Origin of the sequence: Pseudomonas sp. GW456-12-10-14-LB2, from assembly GCF_002884345.1 — a bacterium.
GTDB classification, from domain to species: Bacteria; Pseudomonadota; Gammaproteobacteria; order Pseudomonadales; family Pseudomonadaceae; genus Aquipseudomonas; species Aquipseudomonas paraglycinae.
In genome coordinates, this window is the sequence record NZ_POHV01000001.1 from 279,686 (window position 1) to 302,332 (window position 22,647).

Genomic DNA, 22,647 nt, shown 5'->3' on the forward strand with positions numbered 1-22,647 from the left:
AGGGGCTGAATCAGCCTTGTTTTTTGGTAACGGATTCGACGATGTGCGACGGAGCCGTATCGTATTTTTTGAATTCCATAGAGTAGCTTGCGCGACCCTGAGACATGGAACGAACGTCGGTCGCATAACCGAACATCTCACCCAGTGGAACTTCGGCACGGATAACCTTGCCGGACACTGTGTCTTCCATACCCTGGATCATGCCGCGACGACGGTTAAGGTCGCCCATCACATCACCCATATAGTCTTCAGGCGTAACAACCTCTACCGCCATGATCGGCTCGAGCAACTCACCACCGCCCTTCTGGGCCAGTTGCTTGGTCGCCATGGAAGCAGCCACTTTAAACGCCATCTCGTTGGAGTCGACGTCGTGGTAAGAACCATCGAACACGGTAGCCTTCAGGCCGATCAGCGGATAGCCGGCAACAACGCCGTTCTTCATCTGCTCTTCGATACCCTTCTGGATAGCCGGGATGTATTCCTTAGGAACCACACCACCCACTACTTCGTTCAGGAATTGCAGACCTTCCTGACCTTCGTCAGCAGGAGCAAAGCGAATCCAGCAATGACCGAACTGGCCACGACCGCCGGACTGACGAACGAACTTGCCTTCGATTTCGCAGTTCTTCGTGATGCGCTCACGGTACGAAACCTGTGGCTTGCCGATGTTGGCTTCGACGTTGAACTCACGGCGCATCCGGTCAACCAGGATGTCCAAGTGCAGCTCGCCCATGCCGGAGATGATCGTTTGACCAGTCTCTTCATCAGTTTTGACGCGGAAAGACGGGTCTTCCTGAGCAAGCTTGCCCAGAGCGATACCCATTTTTTCCTGGTCATCCTTGGTCTTAGGCTCTACGGCAACCGAAATAACCGGCTCCGGGAAGTCCATGCGAACCAGGATGATTGGCTTGTCAGCATTGCAGAGGGTTTCACCAGTGGTGACGTCCTTCATGCCGATCAGGGCCGCGATGTCGCCAGCGCGTACTTCCTTGATCTCTTCACGGGCGTTTGCGTGCATTTGCACCATACGACCCACGCGCTCTTTCTTGCCTTTAACCGAGTTGATCACGCCGTCGCCGGAGTTCAACACGCCCGAGTAAACGCGGACGAAGGTCAAGGTACCCACGAATGGGTCGGTAGCGATCTTGAACGCCAGGGCCGCGAACGGCTCGTCGTCGCTTGCATGACGCTCCATCTCTTCTTCCTCGTTATCAGGGTTGGAACCCTTGATAGCAGGAATGTCGGTCGGAGCAGGCAGGAAGTCGATAACGGCGTCGAGAACCAGGGGAACGCCCTTGTTCTTGAACGAAGAACCGCAAACAGCCAGAACGATTTCGCCGGCGATAGTACGCTGACGCAGAGCAGCCTTGATCTCGGCGATCGACAGCTCTTCACCTTCCAGGTACTTGTTCATCAGCTCTTCGCTGGCTTCGGCGGCGGCTTCAACCATGTTGTTGCGCCATTCTTCAGCCAGTTCAAGCATGTCCGCAGGGATTTCCTTGCGAACCGGAACCATACCCTTGTCAGAGTCGTTCCAGTAGACAGCTTGCATGTTAATCAGGTCGATCTGGCCCTGGAAGTTATCTTCCGAACCGATAGCCAGCTGGATCGGCACCGGAGTGTGACCCAGACGCTGTTTGATCTGACCGATCACGCGCAGGAAGTTGGCACCAGCACGGTCCATCTTGTTTACATAAACAAGTCGTGGAACGCCGTATTTGTTGGCCTGACGCCATACGGTTTCCGACTGAGGCTCAACACCCGAAGTACCGCAGAACACAACGACCGCGCCGTCGAGTACGCGCAGGGAACGCTCTACTTCAATGGTGAAGTCTACGTGGCCCGGAGTATCGATTACGTTGAAGCGATGCTCGTGTGGGTACTGCTTCTCGGAACCTTTCCAGAAGGCGGTAATGGCAGCAGAAGTAATGGTAATACCACGCTCCTGTTCCTGAACCATCCAGTCTGTGGTCGCGGCGCCGTCATGCACCTCGCCCATTTTGTGACTTTTGCCAGTGTAAAAAAGGACGCGCTCGGTGGTGGTGGTTTTACCAGCATCCACGTGTGCGACGATACCGATGTTACGGTAGCGACTAATCGGAGTAGTACGAGCCATAAAGCCCTCGCAAAATTAGTGAAGCTAAAATTAGAAGCGGTAGTGCGAGAAAGCTTTGTTAGCTTCGGCCATACGGTGCACGTCTTCACGCTTCTTAACAGCAGCACCTTTACCTTCAGCAGCATCCAGCAGCTCGCCAGCCAAGCGCAGAGCCATAGACTTCTCGCCGCGCTTGCGGGCGAAGTCTACCAACCAGCGCATTGCCAGAGCGTTACGACGGGACGGACGAACCTCGACCGGAACCTGGTAAGTAGCACCACCAACGCGGCGCGACTTCACTTCGACCAGCGGAGCGATGGCGTCGAGTGCTTTTTCGAAGAGTTCCAGGGGATCGGTGCCGGTCTTGCGAGCCGCAACGGTTTCCAGGGCACCATAAACGATACGCTCGGCAACGGCTTTCTTGCCGCTTTCCATAACGTGGTTCATGAATTTGGCGAGGATTTGGCTTCCGTATTTCGGATCGTCCAGAATCTCACGCTTTGCTGCTACGCGACGTCTTGGCATTGATAAGCCCTCAAACGGTCTTCAGGTTAGCTCGGGACAGATCCAGTGGATGCGCGCCCGACCTTACTCTTATCGACTCAATAAAATGAAAATCTGCAAAACGGCCGATTACTTCGGACGCTTGGTACCGTACTTCGAACGACCCTGGTTACGGCCTTTAACGCCGGAAGTATCCAAGGAGCCGCGAACGGTGTGGTAACGAACACCTGGCAAGTCTTTTACACGACCGCCGCGGATCAGTACCACGCTGTGCTCTTGCAGGTTGTGGCCTTCACCACCGATGTACGAGGAAACCTCGAAACCGTTGGTCAGACGCACACGGCATACTTTACGCAGTGCCGAGTTAGGTTTTTTCGGCGTAGTGGTGTACACACGGGTGCACACGCCACGACGTTGCGGGCAGTTCTGCAGCGCAGGCACGTCGGATTTCTCGACGATACGCTTACGCGGCTGACGTACCAGCTGGTTGATAGTTGCCATCTACTAGCTCCACTGTTGTCTTGCGACGCTATTGTCTTGCAAGAAAAGCAAAATGGCAGGAACGAATTCCCGCCAAATTTAGGGGATCAAGAGTCTAAAGAGGATCTTGTCCCCAGTCAAGGCAAGGCCCCGACCTCCCCGCTCGTCGAACCTCGACAAATTGTCTCGATTCGATGAACGGCTTGATCAGGGCCTCAGCTCATTTTTCGCAGAACTCAGTTACCGCTCGAGTTCAGCGCTTCGGTCAGTGCAGCTTCCACTTCACTGGCGCTTACGCGCAACGGCTTGTCTGCATCACGACGACGCTTGCGCTCGCTGTGATAAGCCAGACCGGTACCGGCCGGGATCAGACGACCCACGACCACGTTTTCTTTCAGGCCGCGCAGGTAATCGCGCTTGCCGGTTACGGCCGCTTCGGTCAGTACGCGGGTGGTTTCCTGGAAGGAAGCCGCCGAGATGAACGATTCGGTCGACAACGACGCCTTGGTGATACCCAGCAGAACGCGGGTGAACTTGGAGACAAACTTGTCTTCCGCATTCAGACGCTCGTTCTCTACCAGAACGTGAGTCAGTTCCATCTGGTCGCCCTTGATGAAGCTGGAGTCGCCGGACTCGGAGATCTCAACTTTACGCAGCATCTGACGCAGGATGGTCTCGATGTGCTTGTCGTTGATCTTCACGCCTTGCAGACGGTAAACGTCCTGGATCTCGTTGACGATGTACTTGGCCAGCGCGCTCACACCCAGCAGACGCAGGATGTCGTGCGGATCGCTCGGACCGTCGGAGATAACTTCGCCGCGGTTTACCTGTTCGCCTTCGAACACGTTCAGGTGACGCCACTTCGGAATCAGCTCTTCGTACGGATCGCTACCGTCGTTCGGGGTAATAACCAGACGGCGCTTGCCTTTGGTCTCTTTACCGAACGCGATGGTGCCGCTGACTTCAGCCAGAATCGACGCTTCTTTCGGACGACGGGCTTCGAACAGGTCGGCAACACGCGGCAGACCACCGGTGATGTCACGGGTTTTCGAAGTTTCTTGCGGGATACGAGCGATAACATCACCGATCGCAATCTTCGCACCGTCCGCAACACCGACCAGGGCGTTGGCTGGCAGGAAGTACTGAGCGATAACGTCAGTGCCTGGCAGCAACAGATCCTTGCCGTTGTCATCAACCATCTTCACCGCAGGACGGATGTCCTTGCCGGCAGCCGGACGGTCTTTGGCATCGAGTACTTCAATGTTTGTCATACCGGTCAATTCGTCAGTCTGACGCTTGATCGTGATGCCTTCTTCCATGCCCACGTAGGTCACGGTACCTTTCATTTCGGTAACGATCGGGTGAGTGTGCGGATCCCACTTGGCCACGATTGCGCCAGCGTCGACCTTGTCACCTTCTTTAACCGAAATCACGGCACCATACGGCAGCTTGTAACGCTCGCGCTCACGACCGAAGTCGTCAGCGATTGCCAGCTCACCGGAACGGGACACAGCAACCAGGTTGCCATCCACACGCTCAACGTGTTTCAGGTTGTGCAGACGGACGGTACCGCCATTCTTCACCTGAACGCTGTCGGCTGCGGAAGTACGGCTTGCCGCACCACCGATGTGGAACGTACGCATCGTCAGCTGGGTACCCGGCTCACCGATGGACTGGGCAGCGATAACGCCGACCGCTTCACCGATGTTCACCTGGTGACCACGAGCCAGGTCACGGCCGTAGCACTTGGCGCAAATGCCATAGCGGGTTTCGCAGCTGATCGGCGAACGCACGATCACTTCGTCGATGCTGTTCAGCTCGATGAACTCGACCCACTTCTCGTCTACCAGAGTGCCAGCAGGAACGATGACGTCCTCGGTACCCGGCTTGAATACGTCACGGGCAATGACACGACCCAATACGCGCTCACCCAACGGCTCTACAACGTCACCGCCTTCAATGTGCGGAGTCATCAGCAGACCGTGTTCAGTGCCGCAATCGATCTCGGTTACAACCAGATCCTGCGCCACGTCTACCAGACGACGAGTCAGGTAACCGGAGTTCGCAGTTTTCAACGCGGTATCCGCCAGACCTTTACGAGCACCGTGAGTCGAGATGAAGTACTGGAGTACGCTCAGACCTTCACGGAAGTTCGCAGTAATCGGCGTTTCAATGATGGAACCGTCCGGCTTGGCCATCAGACCACGCATACCGGCCAGCTGACGAATCTGTGCTGCGGAACCCCGCGCACCCGAGTCGGCCATCATGTACATCGAGTTGAACGATTCTTGCTCGACTTCGTCGCCGTGACGGTCGATGACTTTCTCTTTCGAGAGGTTGGCCATCATCGCCTTGGAGACTTCGTCGTTCGCTTTCGACCAGAGGTCGATCACTTTGTTGTACTTCTCGCCCTGGGTTACCAGGCCGGAGGCGTACTGGCTCTCGATCTCTTTCACTTCGTCGGTGGCAGCACCGATGATGCGGGCTTTTTCATCCGGGATAACGAAGTCGTTAACACCGATGGAAACGCCGGAAATGGTCGAGTAGGCAAAACCGGTGTACATCAACTGGTCAGCGAAGATCACGGTCTCTTTCAGACCAACCACGCGGTAGCACTGGTTGATCAGCTTGGAGATCGCCTTTTTCTTCATCGGCAGGTTGACGACGTCGAACGACAGACCTTTTGGCACAACCTGGAACAGCAGCGCACGGCCGACAGTGGTGTCGACGATACGGGTGTTGTTCACGCTGTTGCCGTCACGATCGTTCACGGTTTCGTTGATACGAACCTTGATCTTGGCGTGCAGTGCTGCTTCGCCGGCACGGAACACACGGTCAACTTCCTGCAGATCCGCGAACACTCGACCTTCGCCCTTGGCGTTGATCGCTTCACGAGTCATGTAGTACAGACCCAGTACAACGTCCTGCGACGGAACGATGATTGGCTCACCGTTGGCTGGCGACAGAATGTTGTTGGTCGACATCATCAACGCACGCGCTTCGAGCTGGGCTTCCAGCGTCAGCGGTACGTGTACGGCCATTTGGTCGCCGTCGAAGTCGGCGTTGTACGCGGCGCAGACCAGAGGGTGCAGCTGGATAGCCTTACCTTCGATCAGTACCGGTTCAAACGCCTGGATACCCAGACGGTGAAGAGTCGGTGCACGGTTGAGGAGGACCGGGTGTTCGCGAATCACTTCAGCGAGAACGTCCCAAACTTCCGGCAGCTCGCGCTCGACCATTTTCTTGGCGGCTTTGATGGTGGTCGCCAGACCACGCATTTCCAGCTTGCCGAAAATGAACGGCTTGAACAGCTCGAGAGCCATCTTCTTCGGCAGACCGCACTGGTGCAGACGCAGGGTCGGACCTACGGTAATTACCGAACGACCGGAGTAGTCAACACGCTTACCGAGCAAGTTCTGACGGAAACGACCTTGCTTACCCTTGATCATGTCAGCCAGGGATTTCAGAGGACGCTTGTTGGAACCTGTGATAGCGCGGCCACGACGACCGTTGTCGAGCAGTGCATCGACAGCTTCCTGCAACATACGCTTTTCGTTGCGCACGATGATGTCCGGAGCGGACAGATCCAGCAGACGCTTCAAACGGTTGTTACGGTTGATCACTCGACGATACAGATCGTTGAGGTCGGAAGTCGCGAAACGACCGCCATCCAGCGGAACCAGTGGACGCAGATCTGGCGGCAGAACCGGCAGAACGGTCAGCACCATCCACTCTGGCAGGTTGCCGGAACCCTGGAAGGCTTCCATCAACTTCAGACGCTTGGACAGCTTCTTGATCTTGGTTTCGGAGTTGGTTTGCGGAATTTCTTCACGCAGACGGCCAATCTCGTGTTCCAGGTCGATAGCGTGCAGCAGTTCACGGACAGCTTCGGCACCCATACGGGCGTCGAAGTCATCACCGAACTCTTCCAGCGCTTCGAAGTACTGCTCGTCGTTCAGCAGCTGACCTTTTTCAAGAGTGGTCATGCCCGGGTCGATAACGACATAGCTCTCGAAGTAGAGAACGCGTTCGATATCACGCAGGGTCATGTCCATCAGCAGGCCGATACGGGACGGCAGCGATTTCAGGAACCAGATGTGGGCAACTGGCGAAGCCAGTTCGATGTGCGCCATGCGCTCACGACGAACCTTGGCCAGTGCAACTTCAACGCCGCACTTCTCGCAGATCACACCACGGTGCTTCAAGCGCTTGTACTTACCGCACAGGCACTCGTAATCCTTTACCGGGCCAAAGATCTTGGCGCAGAACAGACCGTCACGCTCAGGTTTGAACGTACGGTAGTTGATGGTTTCCGGCTTTTTAACTTCACCGAACGACCACGAGCGGATCATCTCAGGCGAGGCCAATCCGATACGGATGGCGTCGAACTCTTCGACTTGACCCTGGTTTTTCAGCAAATTCAGTAGGTCTTTCAAGGCCTTTCCTCCTGGCGGAGCAGAGAGCGGGCAATCCTGCCCCGCTCTCGATCGCGTCACGTGTTATTCGGTTTCCAGATCGATATCGATGCCGAGGGAACGAATTTCCTTGATCAACACGTTGAAGGACTCGGGCATGCCCGGCTCCATACGGTGATCGCCGTCCACGATGTTTTTGTACATCTTGGTCCGGCCGTTCACATCGTCCGACTTCACTGTGAGCATTTCTTGCAGAGTGTAAGCAGCACCGTATGCTTCCAGTGCCCAGACCTCCATCTCCCCGAAACGCTGACCACCGAACTGCGCCTTACCACCCAGCGGCTGCTGGGTAACCAGGCTGTACGAACCGGTAGAACGCGCGTGCATCTTGTCGTCTACCAAGTGGTTCAGCTTCAGCATGTACATGTAGCCAACGGTAACTGGACGCTCGAACTTGTTGCCGGTACGGCCGTCGGTCAGCTGCATCTGGCCGCTTTCTGGCAGGTCTGCCAGTTTCAGCATGGCCTTGATTTCGCTTTCCTTGGCACCGTCGAACACTGGAGTGGCCATTGGAACACCGCCACGCAGGTTCTTCGCCAGATCCAGGATTTCCTGATCGGAGAAGCTGTCCAGATCTTCGTTACGACCGCCGATCTGGTTGTAGATCTCGTCCAGGAAGGTACGCAGCTCAGCGACTTTGCGCTGCTCTTCGACCATCCGGTTGATCTTCTCGCCCAGACCTTTGGCCGCGAGGCCCAGGTGGGTTTCAAGGATCTGACCAACGTTCATACGCGAAGGTACGCCCAGCGGGTTGAGGACCACGTCGACCGGGGTGCCATTGGCATCGTGCGGCATGTCTTCAACCGGCATGATCACGGAGACCACACCTTTGTTACCGTGACGACCGGCCATCTTGTCGCCCGGCTGGATGCGACGACGGATTGCCAGGTAAACCTTGACGATCTTCAGCACGCCTGGAGCCAGGTCATCGCCCTGCTGCAGTTTGCGCTTCTTGTCTTCGAACTTGTCGTCCAGCAGACGGCGACGATCAACGATGTAGGCCTGAGCCTTCTCGAGCTGCTCGTTCAGAGCATCTTCAGCCATGCGCAGTTTGAACCACTGACCATGCTCAAGACCGTCGAGTACTTCGTCGGTGATGTCCTGACCTTTCTTCAGGCCCGCGCCGCCTTCAGCCTTGTGGCCTACCAGAGCGGAACGCAGACGCTCGAAGGTCGCGCCTTCAACGATGCGGAACTCTTCGTTCAGATCCTTGCGGATCTCGTCCAGCTGGGACTTCTCGATCGACAGTGCACGAGCATCACGCTCAACGCCGTCACGAGTGAAGACCTGCACGTCGATGACAGTACCTTTGGTGCCGGTAGGCACGCGCAGGGAGGTGTCTTTAACGTCGCTGGCTTTTTCACCGAAGATCGCACGCAGCAGTTTTTCTTCCGGAGTCAGTTGGGTCTCGCCTTTCGGAGTGACCTTGCCTACCAGGATGTCGCCTGCGCCGACTTCAGCACCTACGTAAACGATACCGGCTTCGTCCAGCTTGTTCAGAGCGGCTTCACCCACGTTCGGGATGTCCGCAGTGATTTCCTCTGGGCCAAGCTTGGTGTCACGGGCCACACAGGTCAGTTCCTGAATGTGGATCGTGGTGAAGCGGTCTTCCTGAACCACACGCTCGGACAGGCAGATGGAGTCTTCGAAGTTGAAGCCGTTCCATGCCATGAACGCGATGCGCATGTTCTGACCCAGAGCCAGTTCACCCATGTCGGTGGACGGGCCATCGGCCATGATGTCGCTACGCTGAACGCGATCACCTTTGCTCACCAGCGGACGCTGGTTGATGCAGGTGTTCTGGTTCGAGCGGGTGTATTTGGTCAGGTTGTAGATGTCGACACCAGCTTCGCCGGTTTCAACTTCGTCATCAGCAACACGAACCACGATACGACTGGCATCAACGGAGTCGATCACGCCGCCACGACGAGCCACGACGCAAACGCCGGAGTCGCGAGCCACGTTACGCTCCATGCCGGTACCTACCAGCGGCTTGTCAGCGCGCAGGGTTGGTACAGCTTGACGCTGCATGTTCGAACCCATCAACGCACGGTTGGCGTCGTCGTGCTCGAGGAACGGAATCAGCGACGCTGCAACCGAAACTACCTGCTTCGGCGAAACGTCCATCAAGGTGACGTCTTCCGGCGCCTTGACGGTGAATTCGTTCAGGTGACGCACGGCCACCAGTTCGTCGATCAGGACTTTCTGCTCGTTCATGGTCGCCGAAGCCTGCGCGATCACGTGATCGGCTTCTTCAATGGCGGACAGGAACACGATGTCGTCGGTGACCACACCCTCTTTCACCACACGGTACGGGCTCTCGAGGAAGCCGTACTGGTTGGTGCGAGCGTAAGCAGCCAGCGAGTTGATCAGACCGATGTTCGGACCTTCCGGCGTTTCAATCGGGCAGACACGACCGTAGTGAGTCGGGTGTACGTCACGGACTTCGAAGCCCGCGCGCTCACGAGTCAGACCGCCAGGGCCGAGTGCAGAGACACGACGCTTGTGGGTGATCTCGGACAACGGGTTGTTCTGGTCCATGAACTGCGACAGCTGGCTGGAACCGAAGAACTCTTTCACCGCCGCAGCCACTGGCTTGGCGTTGATCAGGTCTTGCGGCATCAGGCCTTCGCTTTCAGCCATCGACAGACGCTCTTTGACCGCACGCTCAACACGTACCAGGCCAACGCGGAACTGGTTCTCGGCCATTTCGCCTACGCAGCGAACACGACGGTTACCCAGGTGGTCGATGTCGTCGACGATGCCTTTACCGTTACGGATGTCGACCAGAGTCTTCAGTACCGCGACGATGTCTTCCTTGCACAGCACGCCCGAACCTTCGATCTCGGTACGACCGATACGACGGTTGAACTTCATCCGGCCGACCGCAGACAGGTCATAGCGCTCAGGGCTGAAGAACAGGTTGTTGAACAGGGTCTCGGCAGCGTCTTTGGTTGGCGGCTCGCCTGGACGCATCATGCGATAGATCTCGACCAGCGCTTCCAATTGGTTGCTGGTGGAGTCGATCTTCAGCGTGTCGGAGACGAACGGACCGCAGTCGATGTCGTTGGTGTACAGAGTTTCGATGCGTACGACGCCGGCCTTGGCGATTTTCGCCAGGATCTCGGTCGACAGCTCGGTGTTGCATTCTGCCAGGATCTCACCGGTAGCCGGGTGTACGATGGCCTTGGCGGTGGTACGACCCAGAACGTAATCCAGAGGCACGTCCAGCTCTTTGATCCCGGCTTTTTCCAGCTGGTTGATGTGGCGGGCAGTAATACGACGGCCCTGCTCAACGATCACCTTGCCTTTGTCATCCTGGATGTCGAGAACTGCGACTTCACCACGCAGGCGCTGAGGCACCAGCTCCAGGCTCAGGCCTTCGCCTTTCACGTGGAATACGTTGGTGGTGTAGAACGCGTCCAGCACTTCCTCGGTGGTATAACCGAGCGCGCGCAGCAGTACCGAGGCCGGCAGTTTGCGACGACGGTCGATACGCACGAATACGCAGTCTTTCGGGTCGAACTCGAAGTCCAGCCACGAACCGCGGTAAGGAATGATGCGCGCGGAGTACAGCAGTTTGCCGGAGCTGTGCGTCTTGCCACGGTCGTGGTCGAAGAACACGCCCGGGGAACGGTGCAGCTGGGAAACGATAACACGCTCGGTACCGTTGATTACGAAGGTACCGTTCTCAGTCATCAATGGGATTTCACCCATGTAGACTTCTTGCTCTTTGATGTCCTTGATCGCTTTGTTCGACGATTCTTTGTCGAAAATGATCAGGCGCACTTTTACCCGCAAAGGTACGGCGAAAGTTACACCGCGCAATACGCATTCTTTGACATCAAATGCCGGTTCGCCCAAGCGATAACCGACGTACTCCAGCGCAGCATTGCCGGAGTAGCTGATGATCGGGAAAACGGATTTGAAGGCCGCATGCAGGCCCACGTCGCGGAACTGATCTTTAGTCGCTCCCGCTTGCAAGAATTCACGATACGAATCCAGCTGGATGGCCAGGAGGTAAGGCACATCCATGACGTCCGGCAACTTGCTAAAGTCCTTGCGGATACGTTTTTTCTCAGTATATGAGTAAGCCATCAGCGTTCCCCAGCTTGGTCACCTGCTTGTTTGGCCCCTCCCGACGGGAGCAGCCAGAAAATCGTGCAAACCCCATGGTTTGCGCCACCGCATCGGGTGGTTACAGCTCGTTATCGACACCGACCCAGTCGGCTGCCAATAACGGAAAAAGGCCGGTGGCAAGAGCCACCAGCCATCAGCCTGTCGCTTGACGCTCGGGCTGGAGGAGCAAAGTCGATGCTTACTTCAGCTCGACTTTAGCGCCTGCTTCTTCCAGCTTCTTCTTAGCGTCTTCAGCAGCTTCTTTCGAAACGCCTTCAGCTACAACCTGAGGAGCGCCGTCGACTTTCTCTTTGGCTTCTTTCAGGCCCAGACCGGTCAGTTCACGAACTGCCTTGATCACGTTTACTTTCTTCTCGCCGGCTTCAACCAGAACAACGTTGAACTCGGTTTGCTCTTCAACAACAGCGGCAGCAGCAGCTGGACCAGCAGCAGCAACAGCAGCGGTCACGCCGAAGGTTTCTTCCATTGCTTTGATCAGCTCAACAACTTCCAGAACGGTTTTCTGGCCGATTGCTTCGATGATTTGTTCGTTAGTCAGAGACATGACTCAATTCCTGATTTGGTGGACAGCCTGTACGGCCGTCGAAATAAACAAAAATACGCGAGAGTGGAAACGCTCAGCCTCAGGCTGCAGCTGCTTCTTTCTGATCGCGAATTGCCGCCAGAGTACGAGCCAGCTTGCTGGTAGCGCCTTGAATCACGCTCATCAGTTTCGCAATAGCTTCGTCGCGAGTTGGCAGGCTTGCCAGCACGTCGATCTCATTCGCTGCGAGGAACTTGCCCTCGAACGAAGCTGCCTTGATCTCGAACTTATCCTGACCCTTGGCAAATTCCTTGAACAGACGAGCAGCAGCGCCCGGGTGTTCGTTGGAGAATGCAATCAGGGTCGGGCCGGTGAACACGTCGTTGAGGACACTGTAAGGAGTGTCAGCAACAGCGCGCTTGAGCAGGGTGTTACGTACAACACGTACGTAAACGCCAGCTTCACGAGCCTCTTTACGGAGTCCGGTCATTGCGCCTACTGTTACGCCACGGGCATCAACCACGACAGCGGACAGAGCGACTTTGGCAGCCTCGTTGACTTCAGCGACGATGGCCTTCTTGTCTTCGAGATTAATTGCCACGGGTTTAACTCCTGCTTGTTACCGTTTCATTCGATCGAAACCGAATGTCGTTTTGGTGTCTGATTCGGTAAGGAACCGGGAGCACCATCTGCGTAGGCTTGAGGTTTAAGACTTGCGTCGCCTACGGTCTTGGATAGCCCCCGCCAGGCAGGGACCCCAATCTTTCAATTGGCGCAGTCAACTGCGCCAATTTTTGTCTTACGCGTCCAGCGAGCTCTGGTCGATGACCAGACCTGGGCCCATAGTGGTGCTCAGGGTAACGCGCTTGACGTAGATACCTTTGGAAGAAGCTGGCTTGATACGCTTCAGATCAGCGATCAGGGCTTCAACGTTTTCCTTCAGCTTGACGGCATCGAAGCCGATCTTGCCAACGGAAGTGTGGATGATGCCGTTTTTGTCGGTGCGATAACGAACCTGACCAGCCTTGGCATTTTTAACCGCGGTAGCGACGTCTGGGGTAACAGTGCCGACTTTCGGGTTAGGCATCAGACCACGTGGACCGAGGATCTGACCCAGCTGACCTACAACGCGCATGGCATCCGGGGATGCGATCACTACGTCATAGTTCAGGTCGCCGCCTTTCATTTCGGCAGCCAGTTCGTCCATACCTACACGGTCAGCGCCGGCAGCCAGAGCGGCCTCAGCAGCTGGACCCTGGGTGAACACAGCAACGCGAACAGTCTTGCCAGTGCCGTGTGGCAGCACAGTAGCGCTACGAACGACCTGGTCGGATTTACGCGGGTCTACGCCCAGGTTTACAGCTACGTCGAACGACTCGCTGAACTTGACAGTCGACAGCTCGGCCAGCAGTGCAGCGGCTTCTACAATGTTGTAGGCCTTGCCTGCTTCGATTTTGCCGGCGATAGCCTTTTGACGCTTGGTCAGCTTAGCCATTACACACCCTCCACGTTAAGGCCCATGCTACGAGCAGAACCGGCGATAGTACGCACGGCTGCATCCATATCAGCTGCAGTCAGATCCGCGTTTTTGGTTTTCGCGATTTCTTCCAGCTGAGCACGGGTAACAGTGCCAACCTTAACGGTGTTCGGACGAGCGGAACCGCTGGTCAGACCGGCCGCCTTCTTCAGCAGAACCGAAGCAGGGGTGGATTTGGTTTCGAAAGTGAAGCTACGGTCGCTGTAGACAGTGATGATCACTGGAGTCGGCAGACCAGCTTCCAGACCCTGGGTACGGGCGTTGAAAGCTTTGCAGAATTCCATGATGTTCACGCCGTGCTGACCCAGAGCAGGACCAACAGGTGGGCTTGGGTTAGCCTGAGCGGCCTTCACTTGCAGCTTGATGTAAGCGGTAATCTTCTTGGCCATGAGGCACTCCAATTACGGGTTCGAACGCCTCGAAAGGCTCCCCGGTTACTTGCGCGTTTATCCCAGTGACGACAAAACCCCACAGCCTAGGGCTGCGGGGTTGGGATGCTTGCTCAGCTAGACCTTTTCGACCTGACTGAACTCCAACTCTACCGGAGTAGAGCGTCCGAAAATGAGCACTGCCACTTGGATCCGGCTCTTTTCGTAGTTAACCTCTTCAACAACACCGTTAAAGTCAGCAAACGGACCATCATTGACTCGAACGGTTTCGCCTGGCTCGAACAGCGTCTTCGGCTTCGGCTTGTCGCTACCGTCAGCAACGCGACGCAGAATCGCTTCAGCTTCTTTATCGGTGATTGGTGCTGGCTTATCAGCAGTACCGCCGATAAAACCCATCACCCTAGGAGTATCCTTGACCAAGTGCCAAGTACCCTCGTTCATATCCATCTGAACCAGCACATAACCTGGGAAGAATTTGCGCTCGCTTTTGCGTTTCTGGCCATTACGCATTTCAACCACTTCTTCAGTGGGAACCAGAATTTCGCCGAAGCCATCTTCCATGCCAGCCAGCTTTACACGCTCGATCAACGAACGCATGACATGCTTCTCGTAACCCGAGTAAGCATGCACAACGTACCAACGCTTAGCCACGGGACACCCTTAGCCGACAATCAAGGAAACAAGCCAGCCGAGCAGGGAATCAAGCCCCCACAACAGCAACGCCATAACCAGAACAACAGCCACAACAATCAGCGTGGTCTGCGTGGTTTCTTGGCGAGTTGGCCATACGACTTTACGAATCTCGGTGCGAGCTTCCTTAACCAGTACAAAGAAAGACTTGCCCTTGGCAGTCTGCAGGCCTACAAAGGCAGCTACAGCAGCAATAACAAGCAATGCGAGTACACGGTACAGGATCGGCGAAGCAGCGTAATACTGATTGCCGACAACGCCAACAATTACCAAAGCGACTACGACAAGCCACTTGAGCAAATCGAAGCGAGAGCCTTGAGCTTCAGCTTTAGGAGTCATCTATGAAGATCCTGTGAAAAGAAAGCCAGACACACCAAGTGAATCTGGCAGGTCAGGAGGGAATCGAACCCCCAACCTACGGTTTTGGAGACCGTCGCTCTGCCAATTGAGCTACTGACCTAAAACAAAATCAGGCCGGCCATTATGCCGGCCTGAAAAAGACATTACAACTATTTACTCGATGATCTTGGCTACGACGCCAGCACCAACGGTACGGCCGCCTTCACGGATTGCGAAACGCAGGCCGTCTTCCATCGCGATGGTTTTGATCAGGGTAACAGTCATCTGAATGTTGTCACCTGGCATTACCATTTCAACGCCTTCTGGCAGCTCGCAGTTACCAGTCACGTCAGTAGTACGGAAGTAGAACTGTGGACGGTAGCCTTTGAAGAACGGAGTGTGACGGCCGCCTTCTTCCTTGCTCAGAACGTAAACTTCTGCGGTGAACTTGGTGTGCGGCTTAACCGAACCCGGCTTAACCAGAACCTGACCACGCTCAACGTCGTCACGCTTGGTGCCACGCAGCAGAACGCCGCAGTTCTCGCCAGCACGACCTTCGTCCAGCAGCTTGCGGAACATCTCAACACCGGTGCAGGTGGTGGTGGTGGTGTCACGCAGACCAACGATTTCCAGGGCGTCTTGAACGCGAACAATACCGCGCTCGATACGACCGGTCACAACAGTACCGCGACCCGAGATCGAGAACACGTCTTCGATTGGCATCAGGAAAGGCTTGTCGATAGCACGCTCTGGCTCTGGGATGTAGCTGTCCAGAGTTTCCACCAGCTTCTTGACAGCGGTGGTGCCCATTTCGTTGTCGTCTTTGCCTTCCAGCGCCATACGAGCCGAACCGATGATGATCGGAGTGTCGTCGCCTGGGAAGTCGTAGGTGGACAGCAGGTCGCGAACTTCCATCTCAACCAGTTCCAGCAGCTCAGCGTCGTCTACCAGGTCAGCCTTGTTCAGGAAAACCACGATGTACGGAACGCCTACCTGACGGGACAGCAGGATGTGCTCACGGGTTTGTGGCATCGGACCATCAGCGGCCGAGCAAACCAGGATCGCGCCGTCCATCTGCGCAGCACCAGTGATCATGTTCTTCACGTAGTCAGCGTGACCTGGGCAGTCAACGTGAGCGTAGTGACGAATGTTCGAGTTGTACTCAACGTGCGCGGTGTTGATGGTGATACCGCGAGCTTTTTCTTCTGGAGCGCTGTCGATCTTGTCGAATTCAACTACGGCCGAACCGAAAACTTCGGAGCAGACGCGAGTCAGAGCAGCGGTCAGCGTGGTCTTACCGTGGTCTACGTGACCGATGGTGCCTACGTTGACGTGCGGCAGGGAACGATCAAATTTTTCCTTAGCCATCGATATCACCCCTAACAGAAGAAATTGAGCAAACAACACGAGCCATTAAAACAAAGGCAGATATTTTCATATCTGCCTTGTTATATGGAGCTCTTGAGCGGATTTGAACCGCTGACCTCACCCTTACCAAGGGTGTGCTCTACCAACTGAGCTACAAGAGCGTAAAACTTTGCACAACCTGCAAACTTGGAGCGGGTAGCGGGAATCGAACCCGCATCATCAGCTTGGAAGGCTGAGGTTCTACCACTAAACTATACCCGCGGAGCCTGCAGCTCACGCTAAAATCTGGTGGAGGGAGAAGGATTCGAACCTTCGAAGTCGTAGACGTCAGATTTACAGTCTGATCCCTTTGGCCGCTCGGGAACCCCTCCTAATCAGGCCGGCATTCTATACTATGCCAAACCCCTGTCAAGCATTTTCTCATTTAAAACCTGAGGTTAGCTGCATTGACACCACCCCACTGCTTCTACCTTTTCAGGTCTTCGCTGTGGAGCGGGCGCCATTCTATGCAAACTATTCAGTGGGTGCAACCCCCTCGCACAGCATTATTTTATGTTTTAACTCATTGAATTCCTTGGAAAGGTTTTGTAACTGAGCATCACCCAGCAAACGCTGGGTTTCGGGCGTAATCTGGAACCAATATGAGCCGCCGGAAGACTCTTTTGATGAAGGAAGAGCTTTTGCTCCAATCTCCGTCAAACGCTGTTCCAACGCCTGAGCGGTCTCGGGGCGCGCCAAACCACCTACATAAAGGCACTGCCCATCAGACTTCCCCCCAGTCCTTTTTTCACGGGAAGCATCACCACCAGCCTCACTCAGCAAGCGAATATCCTGTTGCGAGCCACGATAAAGACTGAGCGGCGTTACATCCTTTGCGCGTAGCGGGGCCTCCTGCTGATGCCAGACGTAATAAAACACATTGAGTACCAGAAGCAGAAGAAACAACCAACGCATACAAACCTCAGGACAAAGGACACGCCATAGCCAAACCCACGAACACCAAATCGGGAACAATCCGAGCCTCAGGCGCAACATCCGAAACCAGCTCGGCATCACCACCCGTAATGAAGACACTGTAGTCATCACCCCAGTAGGAGCGCGCCATCTCCAGCTGCGTCAACACAAATCCCCTGAGCATCAACGAACAGCCACGCTCTACAGCCTCAGCCGTATTGCGCCCCGGAGCCTGGCTCGTCAATGCACGCTCTGCCGCCAGGTCTCCATAGCGAATTTTTCGAGTATGCGTACGCAACTGATTACGCATCAGCGGCATGCCAGGACAAATGAAGCCTCCCAGATGCTCGCCGTCCACGGAGATAAAGTCCGCAGTCACCGCTGTCCCGAAATCAAGAACCAGACAAGCACCTTTAGCCAGGTGAAAACCACCAAGCATCGCCAGCCAGCGATCGAGACCAAGGCGCTCATAGTCGTCGTAACCATTCTTTACGCCGGACATCTCGCGAGCGGGCGCCGCACAGACAACGGAAATGCCGAACTCATGCTTGAGCAAGCCAATCAGCAAATTAGTCTCATCTTCGGTTCTTACGCTGACGAGGCGACATTTCTTGAGAGACACTTTCTCGAACGATCGAAGACCGTCAACCAACGCCATGTCAGAGTCGACCACGCCCTCCGCGACCAAGACGCCGGCCTCAACGCTCAGCACACGCCATTTGATAAAGCTGTTTCCACAATCGAGCTCAAGAATCATCACGCAACCTCAAGCTGAGCTCACCGCCACTAAAGACCTTTTCCACACCATCTACCTTCAGCCTAAGCGCGCCCTGATTATCGATTCCCAGCACCACACCCTCTACCTGATTGACACCGGCGGTGAGAGAAACCGGCTGCCCTTGCCACAAATGACTCGCCTCCCACTCCGCCTGAAGCGCAGAGAAGCCACCTGATTGGTGACGCTGCAGATAGAGTTGCAGCTGCTTACTCAGCTCAATCGCCAGAATATTGCGATCACAAGATTTGCCCGATTCTAGACGCATTGAAGTCCATTGCTGATCAACTTCGTCTGTAGCCTGCATGTTCACATTAATGCCTATGCCCAACACTACATGGCACACGTCTGCTGGATCACCAACCAGCTCCAACAGGATCCCGGCGATTTTTTTTTGGTCGACCAATACATCATTGGGCCATTTCAGCCCTGCACCTGGCACCCCAAGCGCATGCAAGGCCTGCATGACCGCGAGACCAACAACGAGACTTAACCCTTCAAGCTGACGCATCCCACCATCGATGCGCAGCACGAGACTGTAATAGAGGTTTTCAGCAAACGGACTCACCCATTTACGGCCTCTGCGCCCCCGCCCTGAGCTCTGGCGCTCAGCCAGTACAAGAAAGGGAGCCGCCCGCCCCCCATCCACCGCGCGCAGCGATTCAGCATTAGTCGAGTCCACGGAATCGAAGATACTGACAGACCAGCCGGAAAGACTTTCCTCTATCCTGAGCGAGTCAAGCAGCGCCAATGGCGAAGCCAATTGATAGCCCCGCCCTCGAACTTTATGTATGGATAACCCAAGCTCCGCCTCCAGATGCTGAAGCTGCTTCCATACCGCACTTCGACTAATTCCCAGAGCAACACCCAGGGCCTGACCGGAATGGAATCGACCATCCTTCAGAAGGTTCAACAACGTCAGCATGCAGGTCTCGCCTCAGAATGAGGCCCGAATAATAGCCATGCACCGGGCCGCTGCATAGAATTCAAACAATCCATTTTCCTGCGGGCAAAACAAAACCCCAACTGCTTTCGCAATTGGGGTTTCGGAATTTAATCTTGACGATGACCTACTCTCACATGGGGAAACCCCACACTACCATCGGCGATGCATCGTTTCACTTCTGAGTTCGGGATGGGATCAGGTGGTTCCAACGCTCTATGGTCGTCAAGAAATTCGGGTACTGAGTCGTGGCCAGAGGGCCTCGCTTCAGCAAATTGGGTATGTGACAGCTGTCGGTGTTTTGTGAGCGTCGAACTTTCGGTTCATTGCGTCTTCACACACCGCAATCTGGCCTTTCGACTCAAATTGCTTGGGTGTTATATGGTCAAGCCTCACGGGCAATTAGTATTGGTTAGCTCAACGCCTCACAGCGCTTACACACCCAACCTATCAACGTCGTAGTCTTCGACGGCCCTTCAGGGAACTCAAGGTTCCAGTGAGATCTCATCTTGAGGCAAGTTTCCCGCTTAGATGCTTTCAGCGGTTATCTTTCCCGAACATAGCTACCCGGCAATGCCACTGGCGTGACAACCGGAACACCAGAGGTTCGTCCACTCCGGTCCTCTCGTACTAGGAGCAGCCCCTCTCAAATCTCAAACGTCCACGGCAGATAGGGACCGAACTGTCTCACGACGTTCTAAACCCAGCTCGCGTACCACTTTAAATGGCGAACAGCCATACCCTTGGGACCGGCTTCAGCCCCAGGATGTGATGAGCCGACATCGAGGTGCCAAACACCGCCGTCGATATGAACTCTTGGGCGGTATCAGCCTGTTATCCCCGGAGTACCTTTTATCCGTTGAGCGATGGCCCTTCCATACAGAACCACCGGATCACTAAGACCTACTTTCGTACCTGCTCGACGTGTCTGTCTCGCAGTCAAGCGCGCTTTTGCCTTTATACTCTACGACCGATTTCCGACCGGTCTGAGCGCACCTTCGTACTCCTCCGTTACTCTTTAGGAGGAGACCGCCCCAGTCAAACTACCCACCATACACTGTCCTCGATCCGGATAACGGACCTGAGTTAGAACCTCAAAGTTGCCAGGGTGGTATTTCAAGGATGGCTCCACGCGAACTGGCGTCCACGCTTCAAAGCCTCCCACCTATCCTACACAAGCAAATTCAAAGTCCAGTGCAAAGCTATAGTAAAGGTTCACGGGGTCTTTCCGTCTAGCCGCGGATACACTGCATCTTCACAGCGATTTCAATTTCACTGAGTCTCGGGTGGAGACAGCGCCGCCATCGTTACGCCATTCGTGCAGGTCGGAACTTACCCGACAAGGAATTTCGCTACCTTAGGACCGTTATAGTTACGGCCGCCGTTTACCGGGGCTTCGATCAAGAGCTTCGCGTTAGCTAACCCCATCAATTAACCTTCCGGCACCGGGCAGGCGTCACACCCTATACGTCCACTTTCGTGTTTGCAGAGTGCTGTGTTTTTAATAAACAGTCGCAGCGGCCTGGTATCTTCGACCGGCGTGGGCTTACGCAGCAAGTGCTTCACCCTCACCGGCGCACCTTCTCCCGAAGTTACGGTGCCATTTTGCCTAGTTCCTTCACCCGAGTTCTCTCAAGCGCCTTGGTATTCTCTACCCAACCACCTGTGTCGGTTTGGGGTACGGTTCCTGGTTATCTGAAGCTTAGAAGCTTTTCTTGGAAGCATGGCATCAACCACTTCGTCGCCTAAAGGCAACTCGTCATCAGCTCTCGGCCTTGAAACCCCGGATTTACCTAAGATTTCAGCCTACCACCTTAAACTTGGACAACCAACGCCAAGCTGGCCTAGCCTTCTCCGTCCCTCCATCGCAATAACCAGAAGTACAGGAATATTAACCTGTTTTCCATCGACTACGCTTTTCAGCCTCGCCTTAGGGACCGACTAACCCTGCGTCGATTAACGTTGCGCAGGAAACCTTGGTCTTTCGGCGTGGGTGTTTTTCACACCCATTGTCGTTACTCATGTCAGCATTCGCACTTCTGATACCTCCAGCAAGCTTCTCAACTCACCTTCACAGGCTTACAGAACGCTCCTCTACCGCATCACTTACGTGATACCCGTAGCTTCGGTGTATGGTTTGAGCCCCGTTACATCTTCCGCGCAGGCCGACTCGACTAGTGAGCTATTACGCTTTCTTTAAAGGGTGGCTGCTTCTAAGCCAACCTCCTAGCTGTCTAAGCCTTCCCACATCGTTTCCCACTTAACCATAACTTTGGGACCTTAGCTGACGGTCTGGGTTGTTTCCCTTTTCACGACGGACGTTAGCACCCGCCGTGTGTCTCCCATGCTCGGCACTTGTAGGTATTCGGAGTTTGCATCGGTTTGGTAAGTCGGGATGACCCCCTAGCCGAAACAGTGCTCTACCCCCTACAGTGATACATGAGGCGCTACCTAAATAGCTTTCGAGGAGAACCAGCTATCTCCGAGCTTGATTAGCCTTTCACTCCGATCCACAGGTCATCCGCTAACTTTTCAACGGTAGTCGGTTCGGTCCTCCAGTCAGTGTTACCTAACCTTCAACCTGCCCATGGATAGATCGCCCGGTTTCGGGTCTATTCCCAGCGACTAGACGCCCTATTAAGACTCGCTTTCGCTACGCCTCCCCTATTCGGTTAAGCTCGCCACTGAAAATAAGTCGCTGACCCATTATACAAAAGGTACGCAGTCACAGAACAAAGTCTGCTCCCACTGCTTGTACGCATACGGTTTCAGGATCTATTTCACTCCCCTCTCCGGGGTTCTTTTCGCCTTTCCCTCACGGTACTAGTTCACTATCGGTCAGTCAGTAGTATTTAGCCTTGGAGGATGGTCCCCCCATATTCAGACAAAGTTTCTCGTGCTCCGTCCTACTCGATTTCATGACTAAGAGACTTTCGCGTACAGGGCTATCACCCACTATGGCCGCACTTTCCAGAGCGTTCCGCTAATCTCAAAGCCACTTAAGGGCTAGTCCCCGTTCGCTCGCCACTACTAAGGGAATCTCGGTTGATTTCTTTTCCTCAGGGTACTTAGATGTTTCAGTTCCCCTGGTTCGCCTCTTGCACCTATGTATTCAGTACAAGATAACCATCTTGTGATGGCTGGGTTCCCCCATTCAGACATCTCCGGATCAAAGTCTGTTTGCCGACTCCCCGAAGCTTTTCGCAGGCTACCACGTCTTTCATCGCCTCTGACTGCCAAGGCATCCACCGTATGCGCTTCTTCACTTGACCATATAACCCCAAGCAATCTGGTTATACTGTGAAGACGACATTCGCCGAAAATTCGAATTTCTCAACTAAGAGAACTCACAAATTTTACCTTAGCCTGATCACCACCAGTGAAAGTGGCCATCAGTCTATCTTTCTATCACATACCCAAATTTTTAAAGAACGA

The 22,647-nt window shown here is 54.9% G+C and carries 15 protein-coding genes, 4 tRNA genes and 2 rRNA genes; all 21 read right to left on the reverse strand.

The window, feature by feature from the left end:
• Window positions 1-10: 10 nt before the first annotated feature.
• The 21 genes from fusA to C1X29_RS01510 all read right to left on the reverse strand — a co-directional run bounded on the left by fusA (window position 11) and on the right by C1X29_RS01510 (window position 22,484).
• Window positions 11-2,116, reverse strand: a complete 2,106-nt coding sequence (gene fusA / locus C1X29_RS01410; protein WP_011336173.1) for an elongation factor G — start codon at window positions 2,114-2,116, stop codon at window positions 11-13.
• 30 nt (window positions 2,117-2,146) lie between these two features.
• The gene (gene rpsG, locus C1X29_RS01415) at window positions 2,147-2,620 is read right to left on the reverse strand and encodes a 30S ribosomal protein S7 (protein WP_007957592.1); all 474 of its coding nucleotides are present in this window, start codon (window positions 2,618-2,620) and stop codon (window positions 2,147-2,149) included.
• A 108-nt stretch (window positions 2,621-2,728) separates the two neighbouring features.
• Complete coding sequence (rpsL, locus tag C1X29_RS01420; RefSeq protein ID WP_003186084.1) at window positions 2,729-3,100, reverse strand: 30S ribosomal protein S12; 372 nt, start codon at window positions 3,098-3,100, stop codon at window positions 2,729-2,731.
• A 215-nt stretch (window positions 3,101-3,315) separates the two neighbouring features.
• Complete coding sequence (gene rpoC / locus C1X29_RS01425; RefSeq protein WP_007957594.1) at window positions 3,316-7,515, reverse strand: DNA-directed RNA polymerase subunit beta'; 4,200 nt, start codon at window positions 7,513-7,515, stop codon at window positions 3,316-3,318.
• A gap of 63 nt (window positions 7,516-7,578) precedes the next feature.
• Complete coding sequence (gene rpoB, locus C1X29_RS01430; protein WP_007957595.1) at window positions 7,579-11,652, reverse strand: DNA-directed RNA polymerase subunit beta; 4,074 nt, start codon at window positions 11,650-11,652, stop codon at window positions 7,579-7,581.
• Between the two features lie 220 nt (window positions 11,653-11,872).
• Entirely contained in the window at window positions 11,873-12,238 is a 366-nt protein-coding gene (rplL, locus tag C1X29_RS01435; RefSeq protein ID WP_007957596.1) for a 50S ribosomal protein L7/L12, read from the reverse strand.
• Between the two features lie 79 nt (window positions 12,239-12,317).
• The gene (gene rplJ / locus C1X29_RS01440) at window positions 12,318-12,818 is read right to left on the reverse strand and encodes a 50S ribosomal protein L10 (protein WP_007957597.1); all 501 of its coding nucleotides are present in this window, start codon (window positions 12,816-12,818) and stop codon (window positions 12,318-12,320) included.
• Between the two features lie 198 nt (window positions 12,819-13,016).
• Window positions 13,017-13,712, reverse strand: coding sequence for a 50S ribosomal protein L1 (gene rplA / locus C1X29_RS01445; RefSeq protein ID WP_085747590.1), 696 nt, complete (start codon window positions 13,710-13,712; stop codon window positions 13,017-13,019).
• Window positions 13,712-14,143: a 50S ribosomal protein L11 gene (gene rplK, locus C1X29_RS01450; RefSeq protein WP_003228756.1), complete on the reverse strand. Its 432-nt coding sequence runs from the start codon at window positions 14,141-14,143 to the stop codon at window positions 13,712-13,714. Before rplK ends, rplA begins: the two co-directional genes overlap by 1 nt.
• 117 nt (window positions 14,144-14,260) lie before the next feature.
• Window positions 14,261-14,794 carry a transcription termination/antitermination protein NusG gene (gene nusG / locus C1X29_RS01455; protein WP_007957598.1) on the reverse strand — a complete coding sequence of 178 codons (534 nt, stop codon included), beginning with the start codon at window positions 14,792-14,794 and terminating at the stop codon, window positions 14,261-14,263.
• Between the two features lie 9 nt (window positions 14,795-14,803).
• A complete protein-coding gene (gene secE, locus C1X29_RS01460) occupies window positions 14,804-15,172 on the reverse strand; it encodes a preprotein translocase subunit SecE (protein ID WP_007957600.1) in 369 nt (122 codons plus the stop codon).
• A gap of 45 nt (window positions 15,173-15,217) precedes the next feature.
• A tRNA-Trp gene (locus C1X29_RS01465) sits at window positions 15,218-15,293 on the reverse strand.
• Between the two features lie 53 nt (window positions 15,294-15,346).
• Window positions 15,347-16,540 (reverse strand): elongation factor Tu, encoded by a 1,194-nt coding sequence (tuf, locus tag C1X29_RS01470; RefSeq protein WP_010220303.1) that lies wholly within the window; start codon window positions 16,538-16,540, stop codon window positions 15,347-15,349.
• An 85-nt stretch (window positions 16,541-16,625) separates the two neighbouring features.
• Window positions 16,626-16,701: transfer RNA gene (locus tag C1X29_RS01475), tRNA-Thr, on the reverse strand.
• Window positions 16,702-16,727: 26 nt separating this feature from the next.
• Window positions 16,728-16,801: transfer RNA gene (locus tag C1X29_RS01480), tRNA-Gly, on the reverse strand.
• 25 nt (window positions 16,802-16,826) lie between these two features.
• Window positions 16,827-16,911: transfer RNA gene (locus C1X29_RS01485), tRNA-Tyr, on the reverse strand.
• Between the two features lie 142 nt (window positions 16,912-17,053).
• The gene (locus C1X29_RS01490; RefSeq protein ID WP_102686412.1) at window positions 17,054-17,494 is read right to left on the reverse strand and encodes a hypothetical protein; all 441 of its coding nucleotides are present in this window, start codon (window positions 17,492-17,494) and stop codon (window positions 17,054-17,056) included.
• 7 nt (window positions 17,495-17,501) lie between these two features.
• Window positions 17,502-18,251, reverse strand: a complete 750-nt coding sequence (locus C1X29_RS01495) for a pantothenate kinase (protein ID WP_085747588.1) — start codon at window positions 18,249-18,251, stop codon at window positions 17,502-17,504.
• The gene (birA, locus tag C1X29_RS01500) at window positions 18,241-19,194 is read right to left on the reverse strand and encodes a bifunctional biotin--[acetyl-CoA-carboxylase] ligase/biotin operon repressor BirA (RefSeq protein ID WP_085747587.1); all 954 of its coding nucleotides are present in this window, start codon (window positions 19,192-19,194) and stop codon (window positions 18,241-18,243) included. Before birA ends, C1X29_RS01495 begins: the two co-directional genes overlap by 11 nt.
• Window positions 19,195-19,326: 132 nt before the next feature.
• A 5S ribosomal RNA gene (rrf, locus tag C1X29_RS01505) occupies window positions 19,327-19,442 on the reverse strand.
• 151 nt (window positions 19,443-19,593) lie between these two features.
• A 23S ribosomal RNA gene (locus C1X29_RS01510) occupies window positions 19,594-22,484 on the reverse strand.
• Between the last annotated feature and the right edge of the window lie 163 nt (window positions 22,485-22,647).